The sequence below is a fragment of the Streptomyces sp. NBC_01314 genome, assembly GCF_041435215.1.
GTDB lineage: Bacteria > Actinomycetota > Actinomycetes > Streptomycetales > Streptomycetaceae > Streptomyces.
The window spans coordinates 5,762,514-5,780,580 of the sequence record NZ_CP108394.1; the positions used below are offsets into that span (position 1 = coordinate 5,762,514).

The 18,067-nt window shown below is 71.0% G+C and carries 11 protein-coding genes; 1 reads left to right on the forward strand and 10 read right to left on the reverse strand.

Annotated elements, in window-relative coordinates; genetic code table 11:
- Positions 1-373: 373 nt before the first annotated feature.
- The 7 genes from pheA to OG622_RS25290 form a co-directional block, all read right to left on the reverse strand.
- The gene (pheA, locus tag OG622_RS25260; RefSeq protein WP_371578906.1) at positions 374-1,309 is read right to left on the reverse strand and encodes a prephenate dehydratase; all 936 of its coding nucleotides are present in this window, start codon (positions 1,307-1,309) and stop codon (positions 374-376) included.
- A gap of 258 nt (positions 1,310-1,567) precedes the next feature.
- Positions 1,568-3,004, reverse strand: coding sequence for an iron uptake transporter deferrochelatase/peroxidase subunit (efeB, locus tag OG622_RS25265; protein ID WP_371578907.1), 1,437 nt, complete (start codon positions 3,002-3,004; stop codon positions 1,568-1,570).
- 8 nt (positions 3,005-3,012) lie between these two features.
- Positions 3,013-5,217 carry a copper resistance CopC/CopD family protein gene (locus OG622_RS25270; protein ID WP_371578909.1) on the reverse strand — a complete coding sequence of 735 codons (2,205 nt, stop codon included), beginning with the start codon at positions 5,215-5,217 and terminating at the stop codon, positions 3,013-3,015.
- Positions 5,218-5,231: 14 nt separating this feature from the next.
- Positions 5,232-5,711, reverse strand: coding sequence for a copper chaperone PCu(A)C (locus OG622_RS25275; RefSeq protein WP_371578910.1), 480 nt, complete (start codon positions 5,709-5,711; stop codon positions 5,232-5,234).
- Positions 5,708-6,385 (reverse strand): SCO family protein, encoded by a 678-nt coding sequence (locus OG622_RS25280; protein ID WP_371578911.1) that lies wholly within the window; start codon positions 6,383-6,385, stop codon positions 5,708-5,710. Before OG622_RS25280 ends, OG622_RS25275 begins: the two co-directional genes overlap by 4 nt.
- A gap of 138 nt (positions 6,386-6,523) precedes the next feature.
- A complete protein-coding gene (locus OG622_RS25285) occupies positions 6,524-7,270 on the reverse strand; it encodes a YcnI family protein (RefSeq protein ID WP_371578912.1) in 747 nt (248 codons plus the stop codon).
- 256 nt (positions 7,271-7,526) lie between these two features.
- Positions 7,527-8,351 (reverse strand): hypothetical protein, encoded by an 825-nt coding sequence (locus OG622_RS25290; RefSeq protein ID WP_371578913.1) that lies wholly within the window; start codon positions 8,349-8,351, stop codon positions 7,527-7,529.
- A gap of 1,025 nt (positions 8,352-9,376) precedes the next feature.
- On the opposite strand from OG622_RS25290, the gene OG622_RS25295 reads away from it, so the two are divergent.
- Positions 9,377-9,823: an ATP-binding protein gene (locus OG622_RS25295; protein WP_371578914.1), complete on the forward strand. Its 447-nt coding sequence runs from the start codon at positions 9,377-9,379 to the stop codon at positions 9,821-9,823.
- 88 nt (positions 9,824-9,911) lie between these two features.
- Here OG622_RS25295 and fxsT read toward each other — a convergent pair whose 3' ends face one another.
- The 3 genes from fxsT to OG622_RS25310 form a co-directional block, all read right to left on the reverse strand.
- Positions 9,912-13,907, reverse strand: coding sequence for an FxSxx-COOH system tetratricopeptide repeat protein (gene fxsT / locus OG622_RS25300; RefSeq protein ID WP_371578915.1), 3,996 nt, complete (start codon positions 13,905-13,907; stop codon positions 9,912-9,914).
- A gap of 155 nt (positions 13,908-14,062) precedes the next feature.
- On the reverse strand, positions 14,063-15,313 hold the full coding sequence (locus OG622_RS25305; RefSeq protein WP_371578916.1) for a TIR-like protein FxsC: 1,251 nt from the start codon (positions 15,311-15,313) through the stop codon (positions 14,063-14,065).
- A gap of 222 nt (positions 15,314-15,535) precedes the next feature.
- Positions 15,536-18,049, reverse strand: a complete 2,514-nt coding sequence (locus OG622_RS25310; protein ID WP_371578917.1) for an FxsB family cyclophane-forming radical SAM/SPASM peptide maturase — start codon at positions 18,047-18,049, stop codon at positions 15,536-15,538.
- Between the last annotated feature and the right edge of the window lie 18 nt (positions 18,050-18,067).

Below are 18,067 nucleotides of genomic sequence, written 5' to 3' on the forward strand. Positions count from 1 at the left end.
GGCTTGAGGATTCCCGACTCAAACCACCTTCACGCCCACTTTCGGGTGGATTCGCGGGTAAATGGGTAGCCCTAAAGGATTGACGGGAGAGGGTGTGTGGACGAAGGGTGACGTGCGGGGTTGTGGACACGACGGGCCCATGAAGGGGATTTGTCGACTGAATGGCGATGTGTTGTCGATTTGTCCCCAGGTCGAGAAGCCGCCCTGTGGATAACTTCTGTGGACAAAGAAAATAAGCAGGTAGGACCGGCGACAGGCAGGTCTGTAACCGGCCGTCCCAGGGCTGACCGCCGCAGGGCTGACCGTCCAGAACGGACCGTCCCCGAACCGGCTGCCTGGAACGGGCTGCGAACCGGCTGCCTGGAACGGCTGCCTAGAACCGGCCGTCCTGGCAGCGTGCCACCCAGTCCGCCGCGGCCACGAACTCGGCGTCGGAGGTGCCCGGCGGAGTGGGTCGGACCTTCGCGGTGGCGGCATCCGCACGCGGGTACGAACCGAGGTAGCGGACCTGGAGGCAGACCCGCTTGAGGCCCATCAGCGCCTCGGCCACCCGGCGGTCGGAGATATGTCCCTCGGCGTCGATGGCGAAGCAGTAGTTGCCGATGCCCTCGCCGGTCGGGCGGGACTGCAGCAGCATGAGGTTGACGCCGCGGACGGCGAACTCGCCGAGCAGGTCGCGCAGTCCGCCGGGGTGGTCGTCGCGCTGCCAGATGACGACGGAGGTCTTGTCGGAGCCCGTCGGGGCGGCGGGCCGGGCGGGGCGGCCGACCAGGACGAACCGGGTCTGGGCGTTCTCCGCGTCGTGGATCTCGGTGTGCAGAGCCTTCAGGCCGTACCGCGCGGCCGCGAACTCACCGGCGAAGGCGGCGTCGTAGCGGCCCTCCTGGACGAGGCGGGCGCCGTCGGCGTTCGAGGCGGCGGACTCCCAGACGACGTCGGGCGGGAGGTTGGCCTTCATCCAGTTGCGGACCTGCGGCTGGGCGGCCGGGTGCGCGGTGACCGTCTTGATCTCCGAAATCTTGGTGCCCGGCCTGACCAGCAGCGCGAAGGTGATCGAGAGGAGAACCTCGCGGTAGATCATCAGCGGGGCGCCGGCGACCAGCTCGTCGAGTGTGGTCGTGATGCCGCCCTCCACGGAGTTCTCGATCGGCACGAACGCGGCCTCGGCCTCGCCGTTGCGGACGGCGTCGAGCGCGGCGGGCACGGACACCACCGGGACGAGCTGGCGGGTCGCGGACTCCGGCAGCGTGCGCAGAGCGACCTCGGTGAAGGTGCCCTCGGGGCCGAGGTACACGTAGCTGGCTGGCATGGACTCACCCTAATGGGCCTTGCGGGGCCCCGGCGCACGTATCCCGTCCCCCACCCCCCTGAGAGCGACGTACGGCCCTGCGGCCGCCTTCACGCCTCCCTGGGCGACGGCGCCAGGGCTGGTGGGTGGGGGGCCGGTCGCTCTCAGGGCGCGAAACAGGGCGATCGAAGGTGACCCAGCCTCCCTGCCGGTCGGAAAACCCTCCGCCGGGACGACGCTTCAGTCGGAAGCGCTCCACACGGAGACTCCCCAGCCGGTTTACCCCTCCAGCAACCCCTGTCCCACGTACTCCCCCTCCGCCGCGCCCCCCGGCACCGCGAAGAGGCCGCTCGACTCGTGGCGGACGAACTTCGACAGGGCGTCGCCGCGGTCGAGTTTGCGCTGGACGGTGACGAAGCCGCGGAGGGGGTCGGCCTGCCAGCAGACGAAGAGGAGACCGGCGTCGGGCACACCCTTCGCGTCGATGCCGTCGTGGAAGGAGAACGGGCGGCGGAGCATGGCCGCGCCACCGTTCTGGTCGGGGCGGGTGATACGGGCGTGCGCGTTGATCGGGACGAGGAGATTGCCCTGGGAGTCGGTCTTCTCCAGGTCCATCGCGGTCGTCTCGATCGCCTTCGTGCCCCCGCTCAGCGGCGCGCCGTCGGACTTCCGCCGCCCGATGACGTCCTCCTGTTCCTTGACCGAGAGCTGCTCCCAGTCGTCGAGGAGCATGCGGATGCGGCGTACGACGGCGTAGGAGCCGTTCGCCATCCACTCCGGGTCGCCGGAGGTGGCCGGTGAGGCGGACGCGGGCACGAAGATCCGCTCGTCGAAGTCGGACTCGGTCGGCTTCGGATTGCGGGTGCCGTCTATCTGCCCCATCAGGTTGCGGGCCGTCATGGGGTGGGTCGTGGCGCCCGGCGAACGGTTGAAGCCGTTCATCTGCCACCGCACCCGGGCCGCCCTGCCCGCGTCCTTCTGGACCGCGCGCAGGGCGTGGAAGGCGACGAGCGCGTCGTCGGCCCCGATCTGCACCCATAGATCGCCGTTGCTGCGCGTCTTGTCCAGCTGGTCCGAGGAGAAGTCGGGCAGCGGGTCCAGGGATTCTGGGCGCTGCTTCTCCAGACCGGTACGGGCGAAGAAGCTGTGCCCGAAGCCGAAGGTGACCGTCAGCGACGACGGTCCCGCGTCACGGGCGACATCCGTGTCGTCCTGGGCCGCGGCCTCACCCGCCATCAGTCGTCGGGCCGTCTCCGACCAGCGGCGCAGCAGGGCGGCCGCCTCCTTGCGCCCTGCCCCGGCGGCCAGGTCGAACGCGACGAGGTGGCCGCGGGCCTGGAGCGGGGTGGTGATCCCCGGCTGATGTTTCACGTGAAACATCACCTCCCCGGCGCCGAGGGAGGACAGAGGGACGGCCTGCTCGGTAGAGGAGGACGAGGAAGCGGTCGAGGAGGACCCGGCCGCGTATCCGGCGGCGCCGCCTGCCGCGCCCAGCGCGAGGCCGGTCGCGCCGGCGGTGCCCAGCAGGAGGCGCCGCGAGATCGTTCCACCGGGGGGTGGGGCGTCACTCTCCAGCCGCGGCTTCGAAGAGCCGGAGGGCGACTGTGCGTCGTTCGTGGTCGCTCGCGCCCGCGCGGCGGTAGCCGCGGATTCGGTACCGGCCCGAGCCCCTTCAGGGGCGGCGGAGTCGCCTTCGACAAGGTCCTGGTCAGCCATGGTGTGTTTCAGCCGATCTTCGCGTTCTTGCTGACGGTCACCTGGTCGATCTCAGATGTCCGTACGGTGATCTCGATCTTCCAGTCGCCCGCCATGGGGATCTGCACGCCGTTCGCGGTCCAGTGGCCGGTCGTGACGCGGTCGGGGACCACGGGCAGGGGGCCGATCTCCTTGGCCTTGAGGGTGAAGGCGACCTTCACCTCGGGGACGTCGAAGGGCTTGCCGTCGGGGCCCTGGACGTAGACGTGCATCTCGTTGGCACCCACGCGCGCGGGGTCGATCTGCAGCCGGGCCACGCCCTTGCCGTTCTTGCCCCCGGTGTCGAACGACATGTCCAGCGCCAACGCCCCTGACGTCTTGTCCTCCTGCGTCGCGGCAGCGTTGGCAGCCTTGGCATCCTCCACCGTGCGCCCAGGCTCGGCGGCCGTCAGCACCGTCGTGACGGCGAGCAGCACGACGGCGACGCCCGCCTCCGCCAGCACCGACCGGCGCAGACCCGTTCGGCCCGGATCGGCGTTCCGTATCCGCTTCTCACGCGTGCTCGCCACCGCCGCCTGCTGCCGGGCGAGCTGAGCGGCCCGCTCGGAGCCCTCGCCGGTGACCTTCTCCGAACCACCGCCCGCGCCCCGCGCGGAGCCACCGGTGGCGTGCGCGGCCGCCGGCTCCTTCTCCACCGCGGTTTCAGCATCCACCGCGGCTTCCGCCTTCGCCGGGGTTTCCGTTTCCACCGCGGCCGGTGCCTCCGCCAGTTGAGCGGTCCACCGGCGGGAGATCCATGCGATGCCGACGAGTACGGCGACCAGGCCGACCTTCACCAGGAGCAGCTGCCCGTACGAGGTGCCGGTCAGCGCGGACCAGGTGCCGACCTGGCGCCACGACTGGTAGATCCCGGTCGCGGTCAGTACGAGCACGCTGCCGAACGCGACCCGCGAGAACCGTCGTACGGCCTCGGTCTCGATCTGCGCGTCCACGGGCGCCCGGAACAGTGCCACGAGCAGGGTCGCCAGGCCGCCCAGCCAGGCGGCGACCGCCAGCAGGTGCAGGATGTCGAGGGGCATCGAGATGCCCGTCTGGATGCCGGTCGAGGCGTGCTCGGCCATCGCCCAGCTCGCGGCGAGACCGGCGGAGACCACGCCCCCGCCGATGGCCAGCCCGAAGGTGAGGTCCCGCCGCAGGGACTCGTCGTCGGCCTCCTCGGCCTCCTCGGCCTCCTCGGCCTCCTCGGCCTCCTCGGCCTCCTCGGCCTCCTCGGCCTCCTCGGCCTCCTCGGCTTCGGAGTCCGCTGCCGGGTTCTCTACGGAGTCCGCTTCCGAGTCGCTCTCGGTGTCCCCGGAAGGGCGCGTACGACCCTGAGAACCCTCTTCGGCTTCAGCGGCCCCATCGGCACCCTCGCCGATCGCCCCGCCGACCTTCTCGGACTCCCCGTCGTCCTCGACCTCCTCGTCCCGTCGCGCGTACGCCCCGAAGAGCACCGCGACGAACAGTGCCGCCGCGGCGAGCAGCAGCAGGCGGGAGACGAGGGCGGCGCCCGTCTTCGTCTGGAGGACCTGGCCCAGGAGGTCGAGGTCGAAGACGTCACCGAGCTTGCCGGAGCCGGTGTAGGAGCCGCGCAGGAGCAGCATCGCGAGCGTGGCGGTGGTCAGTGTGAGCCAGCCGGAGACCACCAGCCGCTGCACCGGCCGTACCCCGGCACCGCGCTGCCAGCAGGCCAGCACGAAGGCCGCGCCGCCGACCAGCAGGATGAAACCGGCGTACGACAGGTAGCGCGCGAACCCGTAGAGCCCGCCGACGATCCCGCCGCCGACCTCCTGCTCGGGTACCGCGACGGTCGTTTTGGAGGGCGCCCCCACGGAGAAGACGAAGGCGCCGGAGACAGGGTGGCTGTCCGCCGACACGACCTGGTAGGTGACGGTGAACGTGCCGTCGGGCAGGCCCGAGTGCAGCTCGACCGCATAGCTGTTGCCGCCCAGGTCGGTGACCTCGCCGGTGTCGGCCTTCTTGCCCTTGGGGTCGTACACGCGCACCGCGCCGTCGGACATCGCGACCTTCTCGGAGAAGGTGAGCGACACCTGGCCCGGTGCCTCCTGGACCACCGACCCCTGCTGAGGGTCGCTGCCCGTCAGCGCGGCGTGCGCGGAGACGGGCACGGCACCGGCGAGCAGTGCTCCGAGGGTGGCGAACAACAGCAACAGCAACGGCCTCAACCGGCTCAACGGTGCTACCTCCCTCAGTGCCCGCTGGTCGGCTGGTACGTCGCCGACTTCACTGGCATCTCGACCGTGATGGCCTCGGACTTGGTGAAGTTCAACCGCAGGGACACCGTCTCGCCTTCCTTCGGCTTGCGCTTCAGGTTCTCGAACATCAGGTGGTTTCCGCCGCTCTTGAGCACGAGTTCGCCGTTGGCGGGGACCTTCAGGCCCGTGACCCCCTGCATCGACTGCCCGGTCGTCTCATGGACGGTGACGTCCCGGGCGACGTCGCTGGTGACGGAGGTCAGCTCGTCCGCCGTACCGCCCTCGTTCTCGATGACGAGGAAACCGGCGGCCAGGGAGTCCGTGACGGGCTGCGGCATGTATGCCGACTTCACGGACAGTTTCGCGGCGGAGGCGGAGGCGGAGGCGGAAGAAGAGGAGTCGGAGGACCCGCACCCGGCCAGGACGAGCGTGGCGGTGGAGACCAGGACGGGACCGGCGAGTCGATGCCTCACGGGTTCTCGCCCTTGAGCAGCTTCGGCAGGTCCTTCTCGTAGTCCTGCACGGTGGCGCCCTCGCCGTACAGCACATAGCCCCCGTCGGTCTTCGGCGAGAACGCGATGACCTGGGTGCCGTGCTCGGAGATGGTCTTGCCGTTCTTGTCCTTGGTCGGCGGGCTGATGGAGATGCCGACGGTACGGGCGCCGGCCTGGATCTCGTCGAAGTCGCCGGTCAGGCCGACGATCTCGGCGTCGATGCCCTTGAGCCACTTGCCGAGCTCCGCCGGGGTGTCCCGCTCGGGGTCGGTGGTGACGAAGACGAGCCGGAGGTTCGCCAGTTCCGACTTGGACACCTTCTTCGCCACCTCCTTCTTCGCGACCGCGAGGTTGTTCATGGTCAGCGGGCAGACGTCGGGGCAGTTGGTGTAGCCGAAGTAGATCAGCGTCGGCTTGCCCTCGGTCTCCTTGCGGAGGTCGTACGACTTGCCGTTCGTGTCGGTGAGGACCAGGTCCGGCTTGGTGAACGGCTGGTCGAGGACCGTGGCGGCCTTCCGCGGGCCGGTGCCGGAGACCTCGGCGACCGATGTCGTCGAGGCGTCGCCCGTGCCGCAGGCCGAGAGGGTGAGGACGGCCGCGACCAGCAGGGCGCCGGCCGCGAACGTCTTCTTCTTCGTCGTGTTCGTGCGCATAGAGAAATGTCCCAGTTGTTCGAGCCCCGGCGCGCACGGGGGCGTACGCCGTCGCGGACAGCCTGTGTACGGAGTTCGGTACGGAGTTCGTACGGGCCGCGTGCGCGCCGAGGGGGAAGGGGCCGAGAAGCCGGAGGCTCAGGCGTTCGTGCGCCGACGGCCGGCCAGGACGCCGTACGCCACGCCGGCGGCGCCGACGACGATGCCCACGATGCCGAGGAGGCGGGCGGTGGTGTCGCTGGTGTCGGTGGGCGCGGCGGCGGTCTCCTTCGACGCGGCCTCGGCGTTCTTGGCGTCCTTCGACTCGTCGGAGGCGGTGGAGGCGCCGGACGAGCCGTGGTGGTCCTCGGACGCGGCCGACAGCGCGAGCACGGGTGCCGGGTTCTCAGGCTCCTCCTCGCCGTCCTTCGGCACCTCGATCCAGCGGACGACCTCCTTGTTGGAGTACGTCTGGATGGCCTTGAAGACCAGTTCGTCGGTGTTCTCGGGTAGCTGGCCCATGGAGACCGGGAACTTCTGGAAGAAGCCCGCCGCGATGCCGTCGCCGGTGGCGGTCCAGGTGATCTTGGAGATGGCCTCGTCGATCTGCTCGCCGTGCAGCTCGACCGGCTTGTCGAGCTTGGCCTTGGTGACCTTGATCTTCCAGCCGGGGATGGCCTCCGGCTGCGCCGAGGCGAGCGGGTGGTCGGTCGGGAAGTTGACCTCGAGCTTGGTGGTCGTGGCGTCGTCGCGCTCGTTGGGGACCTTGAAGTTGACGGTCGCGTACCCGCCCTTGGCCGCCGTGCCCTCCGCCGCGACGCTGACGTGCGCGAACGCGGGGCCGGACAGGAGGAGGACGGCCGAACCGGCAAGGGCGCCGACGGCGGCGATACGAGAAGCCTTCATGACTGGTGACACTCCACAGTGGATGAGGGAGAAGAGCGGAAGAGGGGCGGCGCGCGCCGCGAGCCGACGGCCGGGCCGAGGGCCCGATCCCGAGGCCTGGGGCCGGGGCTGGGGCCCGAGGCCGAGGCCTGGGGCCGGGGCTGGGGCCCGAGGCCGAAGGCCGGGAGCTCGAAGCCGGGAGCGGAAACTGATGCGCGCGTGTCTCGACGCCCTACGACGGACTCCTCTCCCAGGTGCGGAGTGAGCGGGCGTCGTGTCAGGCGGCGAGGGCGAAGGCGGGCGCCGCCCTCGGCGGGCCGCGCCGGACGAGTGTGTGCTGGAGGGCGGTCGTCCGCGGGGGCGCGGGCGCCGCGTAGCCGGCGCGCGGGGCACTCGAAACGGCCTCCGGCGCACTCGGGAGGCCGGACCGCAGGACCCTCGCCAGCGCGAGTGCCCCACGCAGGGGCCGTACGGGCGGCTTCAGGGCCGACAGTCGTGCCAGGCGCAGTAGCGCCAGGTCGCCGTGACGGAGCATCCACCCGGCGGCGACGGCCGCGAGTACATGGCCGAGCAGCATGGGCAGGGACGGCAGGAGAGCGGCTGAGGAGCCCGGCGCGGTCGTCATGGCGTCCGCCGGGTCGTGCGCGGCGTGGGTGCCGCCGACACCGGCATCGATGAGGATCCGCTGGGCCTGCGCGGGGCTCAGGGCCGCCGCGGTCGTGCCGCACACGAAGCGGGCGGCGCGCTCGATGAGCACCGCGTCCATGGCGTCCATGGCGTCTGTGGTCCGCGACGCGGCCGTCGGCCCGTGCTGGCCCAGCCCGAACAGAATGTGCAGCAAGGTCTGGCCCACCGCCAGCGTCGCCGCGATGCCCGGCAGCGAGCGTTCCCGTCCGGCCAGGGCGGCCGCGACGGAGAAGACGCCGACGAACCCGATGCCCAGGCTCCACAGCGGGATCGCCGCGCATGCGGCGAGCGCGTGCCCGGCCCCGGCCAGCACGACGCAGACCGCGGCGAACACCGCGGCCCGCAGAATCCGGGGTTCACCTCCGGCGCGCGCCCGGCGCGGGGCGCCTGGCCGGTGTGGGTGGGGGGCAGTCATGGCGGGCTCATCATCGCACCGGGGCGCTCCGCTGGGTTCGGCGGGTTCATGCGGTGAGGTACGGGGAGACGGGGGCCGGTGTTCACGTGGGGGTTCGGGTGCGGTCGAGGGGTTGGGCGATCGGGGGTGGGGCGCGATTGGGGGTGGGGTGCGCGGTTGGTTGGCGGGTGCGGGTCGTGTGTGGCTTGTCGCGCAGTTCCCCGCGCCCCTAAAAGACCACCGGCCCTCGTGGCGTTGCACGAGCACCGGCCCTCGCGTCCCTAAAGACCACCGGTCCCTCGTGGCGTTGCACGAGCACCGGCCCTCGCGTCCCTAAAGACCACCGGTCCCTCGTGGCGTTGCACGAGCACCGGCCCTCGCGTCCCTAAAGACCACCGGCCCCTCGCGGCCTTGCACGAGCGCGCCGGCCGTGCGGCCCAGAGGTACCGACCCTGCGGCCTGGTACGGCCACCTGCCCTGCGGCCCGGAACAAGCGCCGGCCCTCGCGGCCTTGCACGAGCACCCGCCCCCGCAGACCGGAACGAGCACCGGCCCCGCAGCCCAGAGAGATGGCCGGCCCCGTGCCTCAAAAGGATCGCTGGCCCCTGTCGCCTCGAAGGGTGTCGGCCCTACGGGCTTACAGCCGGGAACGCCGGCCCTGCGGTCCTGAAAGGTGCTGCCTTTTCTGTGACGCTGAAAGTGCGGGAGTCGCCGCCGCAGTTCCTTGCGGCCTGAAGGACCCGCTGCTCCCCCGCGGCCGTGCGAGACGCGCTGTTGCCGATGTTCGTGAAGGGCGCGTGACGGTCCTTGCTCCCTCAAGCTTCCCCTCGAACTGCCCCCTCGATCGCGAAGTCTTCCGGGTCTCTGAAAGCTGTGTGCTTGAGTGTCGAAAGGGGTGGGTGATTCGGAAGGGTTCGGTCCGCATACACCGATTGTGCGGGGGGCGCATCCGCCGTATGGGCGGAGAGAGGGCTTCCGGGCGATTGCGCACCGCTCTCGGCGGCAATACGTAACGGTATGTCGAGCCGCGGCCTGGAGGCTGGAGCATGAGCATCTGGTGGTCACTCCATTTGCGGCGCGAGGCTGCGAGCGTGCCGCTCGCGCGCCGGCTGCTGATCGGCACGATGGAGACGGCGGGCGTCGACCCGGACGTCTCCTACGACCTCTCCGTCGCCCTCAGCGAGGCCTGTGCCAACGCTGTCGAGCACGGCGGTGGGCTCTCGGCCGGCGCCACCACCGAGGCGTACCGGGTCACGGCCTACCTCGACGGCGAGAAGTGCCGTATCGAGGTCGCCGACTCGGGCCCCGGCTTCCCGCACCGTCATCCGGTCCGCCCGGCTCACACCGATGCCGAGAGCGGGCGCGGCCTCTGTCTCATCCGCGAACTCGCCGACCACGTTCACATCGGCAACAAACCGGACCACGGTGGCGCGATCGTCAGCTTCGACAAGATCCTGAAGTGGCGCGAGGACGCACCGCTGGTGGCGGTATAGCGCGCCCCTGCCCCTGGATCGGCCCTCTGCTCCTGGATCGGCCGCCTGCTCCTGGTTCCGGCCCCTCCTCCCGGATCCGGCCCCCGCGTCAGATCTGGTGCGGCTCCAGATCCCGTCCGACGCGTCGCCAGGAACGGACCAGCGTGGTGACCGGGTGGGCTCTGCCCAGCAGTTGGGTCAGTCGGGTCACCGCCCTCTCCTGGAGCTGACCGGCCTCCTCACGACGGGTGTCCCGCAGAGTGATCGCCAGATTGCCCATGCCGACCAGCACATCGGGGTGGTCCGCGCCGAACCGTCGCCGCAGTCCCTCCACGGCCCGGCGTTCCCAGTGCTCGGCCTGATCGTGCAGCCCGCGGTCCCCGTAGGCGTTGGCCAGGTTGAGACCGGCGGACAGGACGGACGGGTGGTCGTCCCCGAGGGTGGCGGCCAGACAGTCGCGGGCGTGGCGGCTCAGTTCCTCGGCCGTCTCCGTGTTGCCGAGGGCCCGGTGGTACATGGCGAGGTTGTTGAAGCAGTACATGGTGAACGGGTGTTCGGCGCCGAACGAGTCCCGGTAGCCGTCCAGCACCTCCTCGACCTGGCGGACCGCCCGTGCGGGACCGTCCTCGACATCCGTGGCGTAGTAGTCCGCGGCGAGGTTGAGCCCGCACGCCAGGACCTCGGGGATCGTGCTGCCGTAGCGGTCGTGGTAGCGGGCGTACGTCCTCCAGGTCTCCTCCGTGATCCGCAGCGCCTCGGCGGTACGGCCCGCCTTGCGCAGCGAGACGGCGAGGCTCTTGTCGGCCTGGAGGACCTCGGGCACACCCGGGTTGAACACCTGCTCGAATCCCTCGCGCACCTCGCGCAGGAACTCGGCGGAGGTCCGGTAGTCGCCGAGATCGCGCAGATCGCGCGCGTGGAGCCCCTTGGTGGCGAGGGTGTACGGGTGTGTCGGGCCCAGCAGCGCGGTACGGCGGCGGACCGTGTCCTCGTCGAGCCGACGGGCGGCCTCGCTGTCACCGGCCAGCCGGAGGTCGATGGCGAGGTTGTTGGCGGCGGAGAGCGTACGCGGATGGTCCTCGCCGAAGACGTCCGCGAAGCCCTGGTGGATCCGCGTGTCCAGTTCCAGGGCCTCCTTGAAGCGACCCAGCGCCCGGTAGTCGGCGGCGACGCTGCCGGAGGCGATGAGGATGCTCGGATGGTCCTCGCCGAACAGCCGGCGCCGGCCGTCCCGTGTGCTCTCGTCCATGGCGACCGCGGCCCGGTAGTCGCCCTGGGCTCGCAGCACGTTCGCCAGCTGGAAGCGCAGGTTGAGGATCTGCTCGTCGTCCCGGTCCCCGAACGCGTCCGTCCACAGCTCGTGCAGTTGGGTGGCCAGGGTCCGCGCGGCGTGCAGTTCGCCGCGCCTGGCCAGGTAGCGCACACGGTCCACCAGCAGCTGGCGCGGCTCATCCTTGGTGCACGAACGGATGTTCGATGGCGTGAGGTGCGGCCAGATCGCCTCCAGCCCGGGCCACTGCGCGGGATCGTCCACATCGCCCTCGCTGGGCCGCGCGGCGGCGAGGATGCCGTGCACTTCGTGCATGGTCTCCAGATGCCGCTGGTCGTCCAGGCTGTCGCGCACCGCCGCCTGGACCAGGCGGTGCACCTGGATCGAGTTGTCGGCCGAGTCGACCTTGGCGAGCGCGAGGCGGTTCAGGGCCTGGGTGACGCGGCCGAGCATGTAGCGCGCCCGCAGGTCCCGGTCGTACGGGAGGAGCGCGTCGATCATCGCGTCGCTGCTGATCAGGGACATCGAGATGGGCTCGGCGGCGAAGAAGGCGCACAGTTCGAGGAGCCGGGCGGCGGCCGGTGACTCCTCGCGCAGCCGGGCGATGGAGATGTTCCAGGTGGCGCCGACGGAGGACGGGTACTCGACTGCGTCCACGGCCTCCTGCACGGACAGCACCCGGGTGGACTGCTCCGTCAGCTGCTCGATGTACTCCTGCACCGGGGTGGCCGTCGTCTCCAGCCAGGCCGCCGCGACCTCCACGGCGAGCGGCAGGTCGCCCAGCGCGTCGGCGACCCGGTCCGCGTCGTTCTCGCGCAGTCCCGGCACCCGGCGGCACAGGTGCTCCACGCTCTCCTCGCGGGTGAAGACCTCCATCTCCAGCGACTGGACCGTGGTCGAGGCGGGCCGGGCCCGGGTGGTGGCCAGGATGTGGCCGTAGACCTGGTCGGGCAGGGACGCGGCGCGCTCCGGGAAGAGGTGCAACGCCTTGTCCAGGTCGGGGACGTTGTCGAAGATCAGCAGCCAGCGCTCGCACGGGTCCCCGTGCCGGAGGGCCGCCATGGCCGCCTCCGCAGCCTCCGCGACGTCGTCGCCGACGGGCAGGTCCAGTTCCTGGGCGAGCGCGGCCACCTTCGGCAGGACCAGATCCGGTTGCTCGGCGTCGATCCACCACACCAGGTCGTAGTCCGCCTTGAACCGGTGCGCGTATTCGCGGGCCAGCTGCGACTTGCCCACCCCGCCCAGACCGTGCAGCACCTGCGGCAGCCGCTGTCCGGAGCGGCCGCTGACCAGGCGTTCGCGCAGCCGGTCCAGGATCGGTGAGCGGCCGGTGAACCACGGGTAGCGGGGCTGGACGTTGGAGATCCGCGTACCGGTGTGGGGAAAGCGCGCGGCGACGCCGGGCGGCGCGGGCAGGATGTCCGGGTGGTCGAGGCCGGTCAGCAGCGTGGTGTACGCCCGCTCCTCGTCCAGCCGGGTCAGGTCGATGGCGCCCCGGCCGGAGTGCGGCAGGCTGAGCCGGACGTCGTCGACACGCACCGCCACCGGCCGGTTCCGGGGCTTGTGCCCACCGGCACGTACGGCGTCGTCCCAGGCCCGGCGGGCCCGCCGGGAGTTGAGGAAGGCGGGGGAGACCACGGCGAGCAGCCGTTCCGAGTCGTCGGCCGCGTCCTCGGCACCGGTCCCGGCCCGGTCGTCGTCCCTCTGCGTCCCGTCGACGTCCTGCGGCAGCTCCCGGACGTCCATGGGCGCCACTTCGAAGCCCGCGTCCCGCAGCACGGACTCCAGCCAGTCCACCCACATCCGGTCCTCGGAGACGTAGTACAGCACCAGCCGGGAGACGGGCAGTGGCCGCCGCCGGGTGTACGCGGCCTTGTACCGGGCCCGCTTCTCCTCGCCGATCAGGGGCAGCCTGGTGACCCGGCCCTCGGTGACGACGGAGGTGACCCGTTCGCAGGCGCTCAGCATGGAGTTGGCCGTTTTCGGCGGGTCGCCGAAGGCCGCCAGGATCTCCTCGTAGGCGTAGTACGGCTGGTAGAGGACTTCCATCGACGACCAGTAGTCGGTGAGCCGCTCGCCGTCGAGTCCGGCCGGCAGTCCGGCGAAGAGCTCCCGGGCCAGGGCGCGCCCCGCGTCGAGCTTGTCCTTCTCACCGAGGTCGATACGCATGGCGAGGGGCAGGACGCGGATGCCCTTGTGGCCGAACCGCTCCCTGACGCTCTGCGCGACGGCGGCGGCGCCCTCGATGCTCTGGCCGCTGAGGGTGTAGCAGACGACCAGGGTGCTGGGCATCTGCACGGTGCAGACGTCGGCGAGATCGCTGAGGCCGGTGCGGCTGTCGATCAGGGTGTAGTCGTAGTGGCGCCGCATGTCCGCGCGCATCGCCTCGAAGAACCGGCCGCCGCCGTAACTGGCGTAGAAGAGCTCCCAGTCCATGTTGCCGATCATCGGGTAGTCGTCGTGCCGCCGCCCGGCGGACAGGAAGTCCAGGCTGCCGCCCTCGGGGAACGACCAGTCGAGGGTCAGTGCGTGCGGCCTGACCCGGGCGTACCGGCGGTGCCAGTCCGGGGCGCGGTCGGGCAGGTCGCGCAGCGCCTCCCGGCGGTAGTCGCCGATGAGGTTGCTCAGCCCGGGTGTCGCCCGGAGCATCGCGGGGTTCAGGAACGGGTGGAAGAACTTGTGCAGGCCGGGTGCCTCCAGGTCCCAGTCGACGGTCAGGACGCGGTGCCCGTTGGCGGCCAGGATCCACGCCACGTTCGCGAGCGTCATGGTCCGCCCGGTGCCGCCCTTGTACGAGTAGAACGTGATCACCGTGCCGTTGCGGTTCTCCGTCATGCGCCTGCCGTCCTCCGCCCTGTCCGACCCGCCTTGTTCGGCCGGCCCTGTTCGACCTGCCCAGCCCGACCGCCTGCCCAGTCCGACCCACCCTTGCCGTGCTCCCCGTACTCCCCGTGCTCCCGTACGTCCCGGTGACATCGGGTACTAGCCGCCTAGCCGCCCAGGTCCGCCGGACCCTTCAGCCGCGGGGGTGCGATGGGGGGTCCCGCCGGCGGGTAGGTCCGTGCGTGTGCCTCGTAGGAGGCGACGGCCTGCTTCACGGCCGTCTGCAGCTCGTTGCCGAAGGCGTCCAGGGTGTGGATGCCGCCGTTGAGGCTGCGGTGACCGCTGCCCTCCGTCATACGCGCGGCCAGGGCCTTCTCGGTGAGCGCCGCCAGCTTCTTCTCCCGAGCCGTGCCGGTGTCGTCCTCGCAACGGGGGAGCATCACGCTGATCCACGGCCGCTGTTCCTCGCACAGCCGTTCCATCAGCTCCCGGCCCCTGGCGGAGCCCAGCGCCCACCGGTCGAGCAGCAGCAGTCCGGGAGCCCGAGGCGGACCAGGACCGAGCAGACGGTCGGCGTCCTTCTCGAAGTCCCCGATGTTCACCTTGTAGTCCATGGTGCGCACCAGGTCGGCCGCGTGTTCGCCGAGCGGCCGGGCCGACGCCGGGTGGTACGGGTTCCAGTCGCGCGGCAGCCGGCCGTAGCAGTCGGGTTCACGGCCCGGCGGCAGGTCGGAGCGGGTGCACGCCAGGACCGTGATGTCGAACTCCGGGGGATGCCCCGAGGCGCCGAACGCGCTGGGCAGCGACTCGTACTCGTCGTACGCCTGCCCCTCGTCCAGCTCGGTCACCTTGGCCACGTGAACGATCTGTTTGGCCAGCCGGTACAGGGCCCGCTCGTACTCGTCCCGGAGGTAGCGGAGTTTGGTCAGCCCGTAGAACCCCTCCTCCGCGTAGTCCTGGCCGAAGGAGACATGGTTGAACTGCAGATCCCTTGCCGTGTGCGGCAGTTGGACGGGCTCCACGGGCACCCATAACGCGGGGATGATCGCGTGCTCCCGCGCCGCCCCGCCGCGTGCCCGGTGGCTGATCTGCCGCTGGGAGAAGGCCCACCACTCCCGCCCGCACTGCTCGCTGATGAAGTAGCGCGGCGAGTACAGCGGCACGAAAACCTTGCAGCGCGCGAGGTTCTCCGACAGCTCGTCCGTCCATCGGGTGCCGACCGCCATGCCCTGGTCCAGAAAGCCGGCCCGCGCGCCCCGCGGCAGATCGGTCATCTGCATGATGTGCGCGCACAGCCCGTCGTACAGCTTCTTCACCCAGATGTTCGGATCGGTGTCACCGGCGTCATTGCGCGGGGTGTGCGCATAACTGAGGAAGAAATAAGGGCTTCCGCCGCCCCTGGCCGCATCTCCTCGCACCCATGCCCCCCGATGCCCGGACTTTCCTCAGTGTAGGAAGGAGGCAGGGGCACGTGGAATATGACGAACGGGCCCAATGTCCCGGCTCCGGCCGAGGACGGCACGACCCTCGAACACGTAAGCGGAAGCACCAGGGCACTCCACACTCGTCCGGCACTCCGGCACTCCGGCACTCCGGCACTCCGGCTTTTCGGTCTCCGGCTCCTCGGCTCTCCAGTCCTCCTACGGCCGAACGGTCCGCCGGTGCTCCTCCGCCGCCCGCCGGGCCGTCCGCAGCGCATCCGCGCTCACCTCGTCCCCCGCCAACCCCGCCCGGAGCCCCGCGACGAACCGCTCCCCGGCCTCCGTAAGCGCCCCCGACCCCGCCAAGGTGCCCACCGCCTCCGCCGTCTGGTCCCGCCACCGGGAGAACTGCGCCTCGGCCTGGCGCCCGCCGCCGCTCCGCCAGCGGGCGAGCCAGAAGTCGACCACCGCGATATGGGCGTACGTCCCCTGCAACAGCCCCTCCAGAGGGCGCGGGTCGGGCCGCCAGGGTGCGTAGAACAGCTCGTCGCAGGTCGGGTCGTGCAGGTCGACCAGATCCAGGACGGCGCCCAGCTTCACATGCTGGAACTCATGGACGAGGAGCAGCGCGAGTGTCTGAGGTGTGGCGGGGCGGGCGATGGCCACCGCGCCGAAGGCGTCGCGGGCCGCCGAGCTGATGTCGGCACCCTCGGGGGAGGGCAGGAGCGGAGTGATCACACGGAGCCCGGCGGCGATTCCCGGCGCGTACCGGGGCAGTTCGCGGCGGATCCAGGCCCAGGCCTCGGTCAGGTCGGCCCGCCACGCCTCGGCCTCCCCCTCGCTGAGCCGGGGGTGCGCCGGATGTCCGTGGCAGGCCCGCCAGGGGTCGGTGTCCTCCAGGGTCACGGACCAGCCGTCCAGTTCCAACCGCCGGCTCCCCCGCCAGGCGGGGTTCTCGGGGCCGTTCCGGGCCACGGTGTACGTCCGGTCGTCCGCGTGGACCGTGAAGCCGTCGGCATCCGTGCGTACGACGGCCCACTCGGAGCCTGCTCCCACCGTCAGCGTCCCGAGTGAGGGCAGTCGCAGCAACCCGCCGTGGACCGGCACGACGACCGCTGCCGGGCGCCCGGCACGCACCGCGGCGGCTGCGGCGATCTCCGCGATCCCGCGCGTGGCCGTCGCGGCGGACTCCGTGTCGCCCCCGGCCGGTCCCGCCTGCGGCGGACGAGACCCGAGGGCGCTGAGTGCCCAGGACCGTACGTAGGGGTGGGCCAGGACTCCGTCCACGGCCTCGGGGGCCTCGCCGTCGAGGACGGTCAGCGTGTTCCAGGCGTCTTCGACGCCTTGGAGGTCTTGGACGTCTTGGAGGTCTTGGACGTCTTGGACGTCTTGAACGTATTTGGCGTCTTCAGTGACTTTGGTGCCTTCGGCCCGCCCGCCCGCCGCGGTGGGCGTCGTCTCGTGCCGCACATGGCCCAGCAGCTCGCGGACCAGGGCGAGTTGGTGGCCGGCCAGCAGGTCCACGGTGGTGTCCGTGCCGCGACCGGTGGCCAGCTCGTCCAAGTGGTGCTCGGCGAGCGCGGGTCGTACGGACTGGTCGGTCATGTGACGGTCCCGGAGATCGGTGATGAAGGACAGCAGATCGGAGCAGTACACGGACGGGTTGAGGAATCCGCTGCCGTCGGACCGGTATCGATGGGCGTAGAGGCCACCCCCGCAGGAGCGGACGACCGGACAGGAACGGCACTGCGCTGCCAGCCCGTCGAGGCCCTGCTGACGGGCCACGATGCCCGGATGCGCGGCGACCTCGTCCAGGGAGTGGGTGAACACGTCCAGGCCGGTGGCGGGGGCTCCGTCGTGCGCGGTCTTCAGGGAGTCGGCCTGTTCGAAGGTCCCGTCGGTCTCGATCACGGCGAGGTCGGCCGGGGCCAGCCCCAGCGACTCGGTCAGGCTGCTCCCGCCGCGCAGGGTCCGCAGGACCGAGTCGAAGACACGGACGTCCATGGAGCGTCCGGTCTCGGCCCAGCGGTCGTGGACGGTCAGCAGCCAGCGCGCGTACGCCGTGCCGTTGACGTCCTCGGCCGGGCGCGGCGGAGGCTCGTCCCAGGTGGCGTGCGGGAGGAGGAAGTCGACGCGGGGCGGGGCGAGTTCGGCGAGCGCGTCGTGGACGGCGACCGGGTCGCTGCGCAGGTCGATGGTGCAGAGGATGCCCGCGAAGAGGTGGCGGTAACGGGGCCGGCTGAGCAGGGCGACGGCTCTGAGGACCCGGTCGTGGCTGCTGCGCCCGTCGGCGTAGCGCCGGTGCAGGTCGTTCGCGGCCCTGTCGCCGTCCAGCGAGACGCCGACCTTGATGTCGAACTCGTCGAACAGGTCCAGGAACCGTTCGTCGAGCGTGACGGCGTTCGTGTGGATCCGCAGATCCAGCTCGCACACACCGTCGACGGCGGCCGTCAGTTCCATGGCCGCCCTGCGCAGCCGGGTCCGGCCCGCGAGGAGGGGCTCGCCGCCGTGCAGCACCACGTGGACGGCGGCGAGTTCATGGGTCTTCGCATGTTCGGCGATGCGTTCCGCCGTGGCGCGCAGGACCTTGTCCGACACCACCCGGGGCCGACCGCGCCAGCTCTGGTCCGCGTGCTCGTACACGTAGCAGTGGTCGCACGCGAGATCGCAGCGACTGTGCATCTTCAGCACGAACTGGCGTAACGGCAGGAGCGGTCGGCCCGTGACGGTCATAGGGATCTCGGCAGGTAC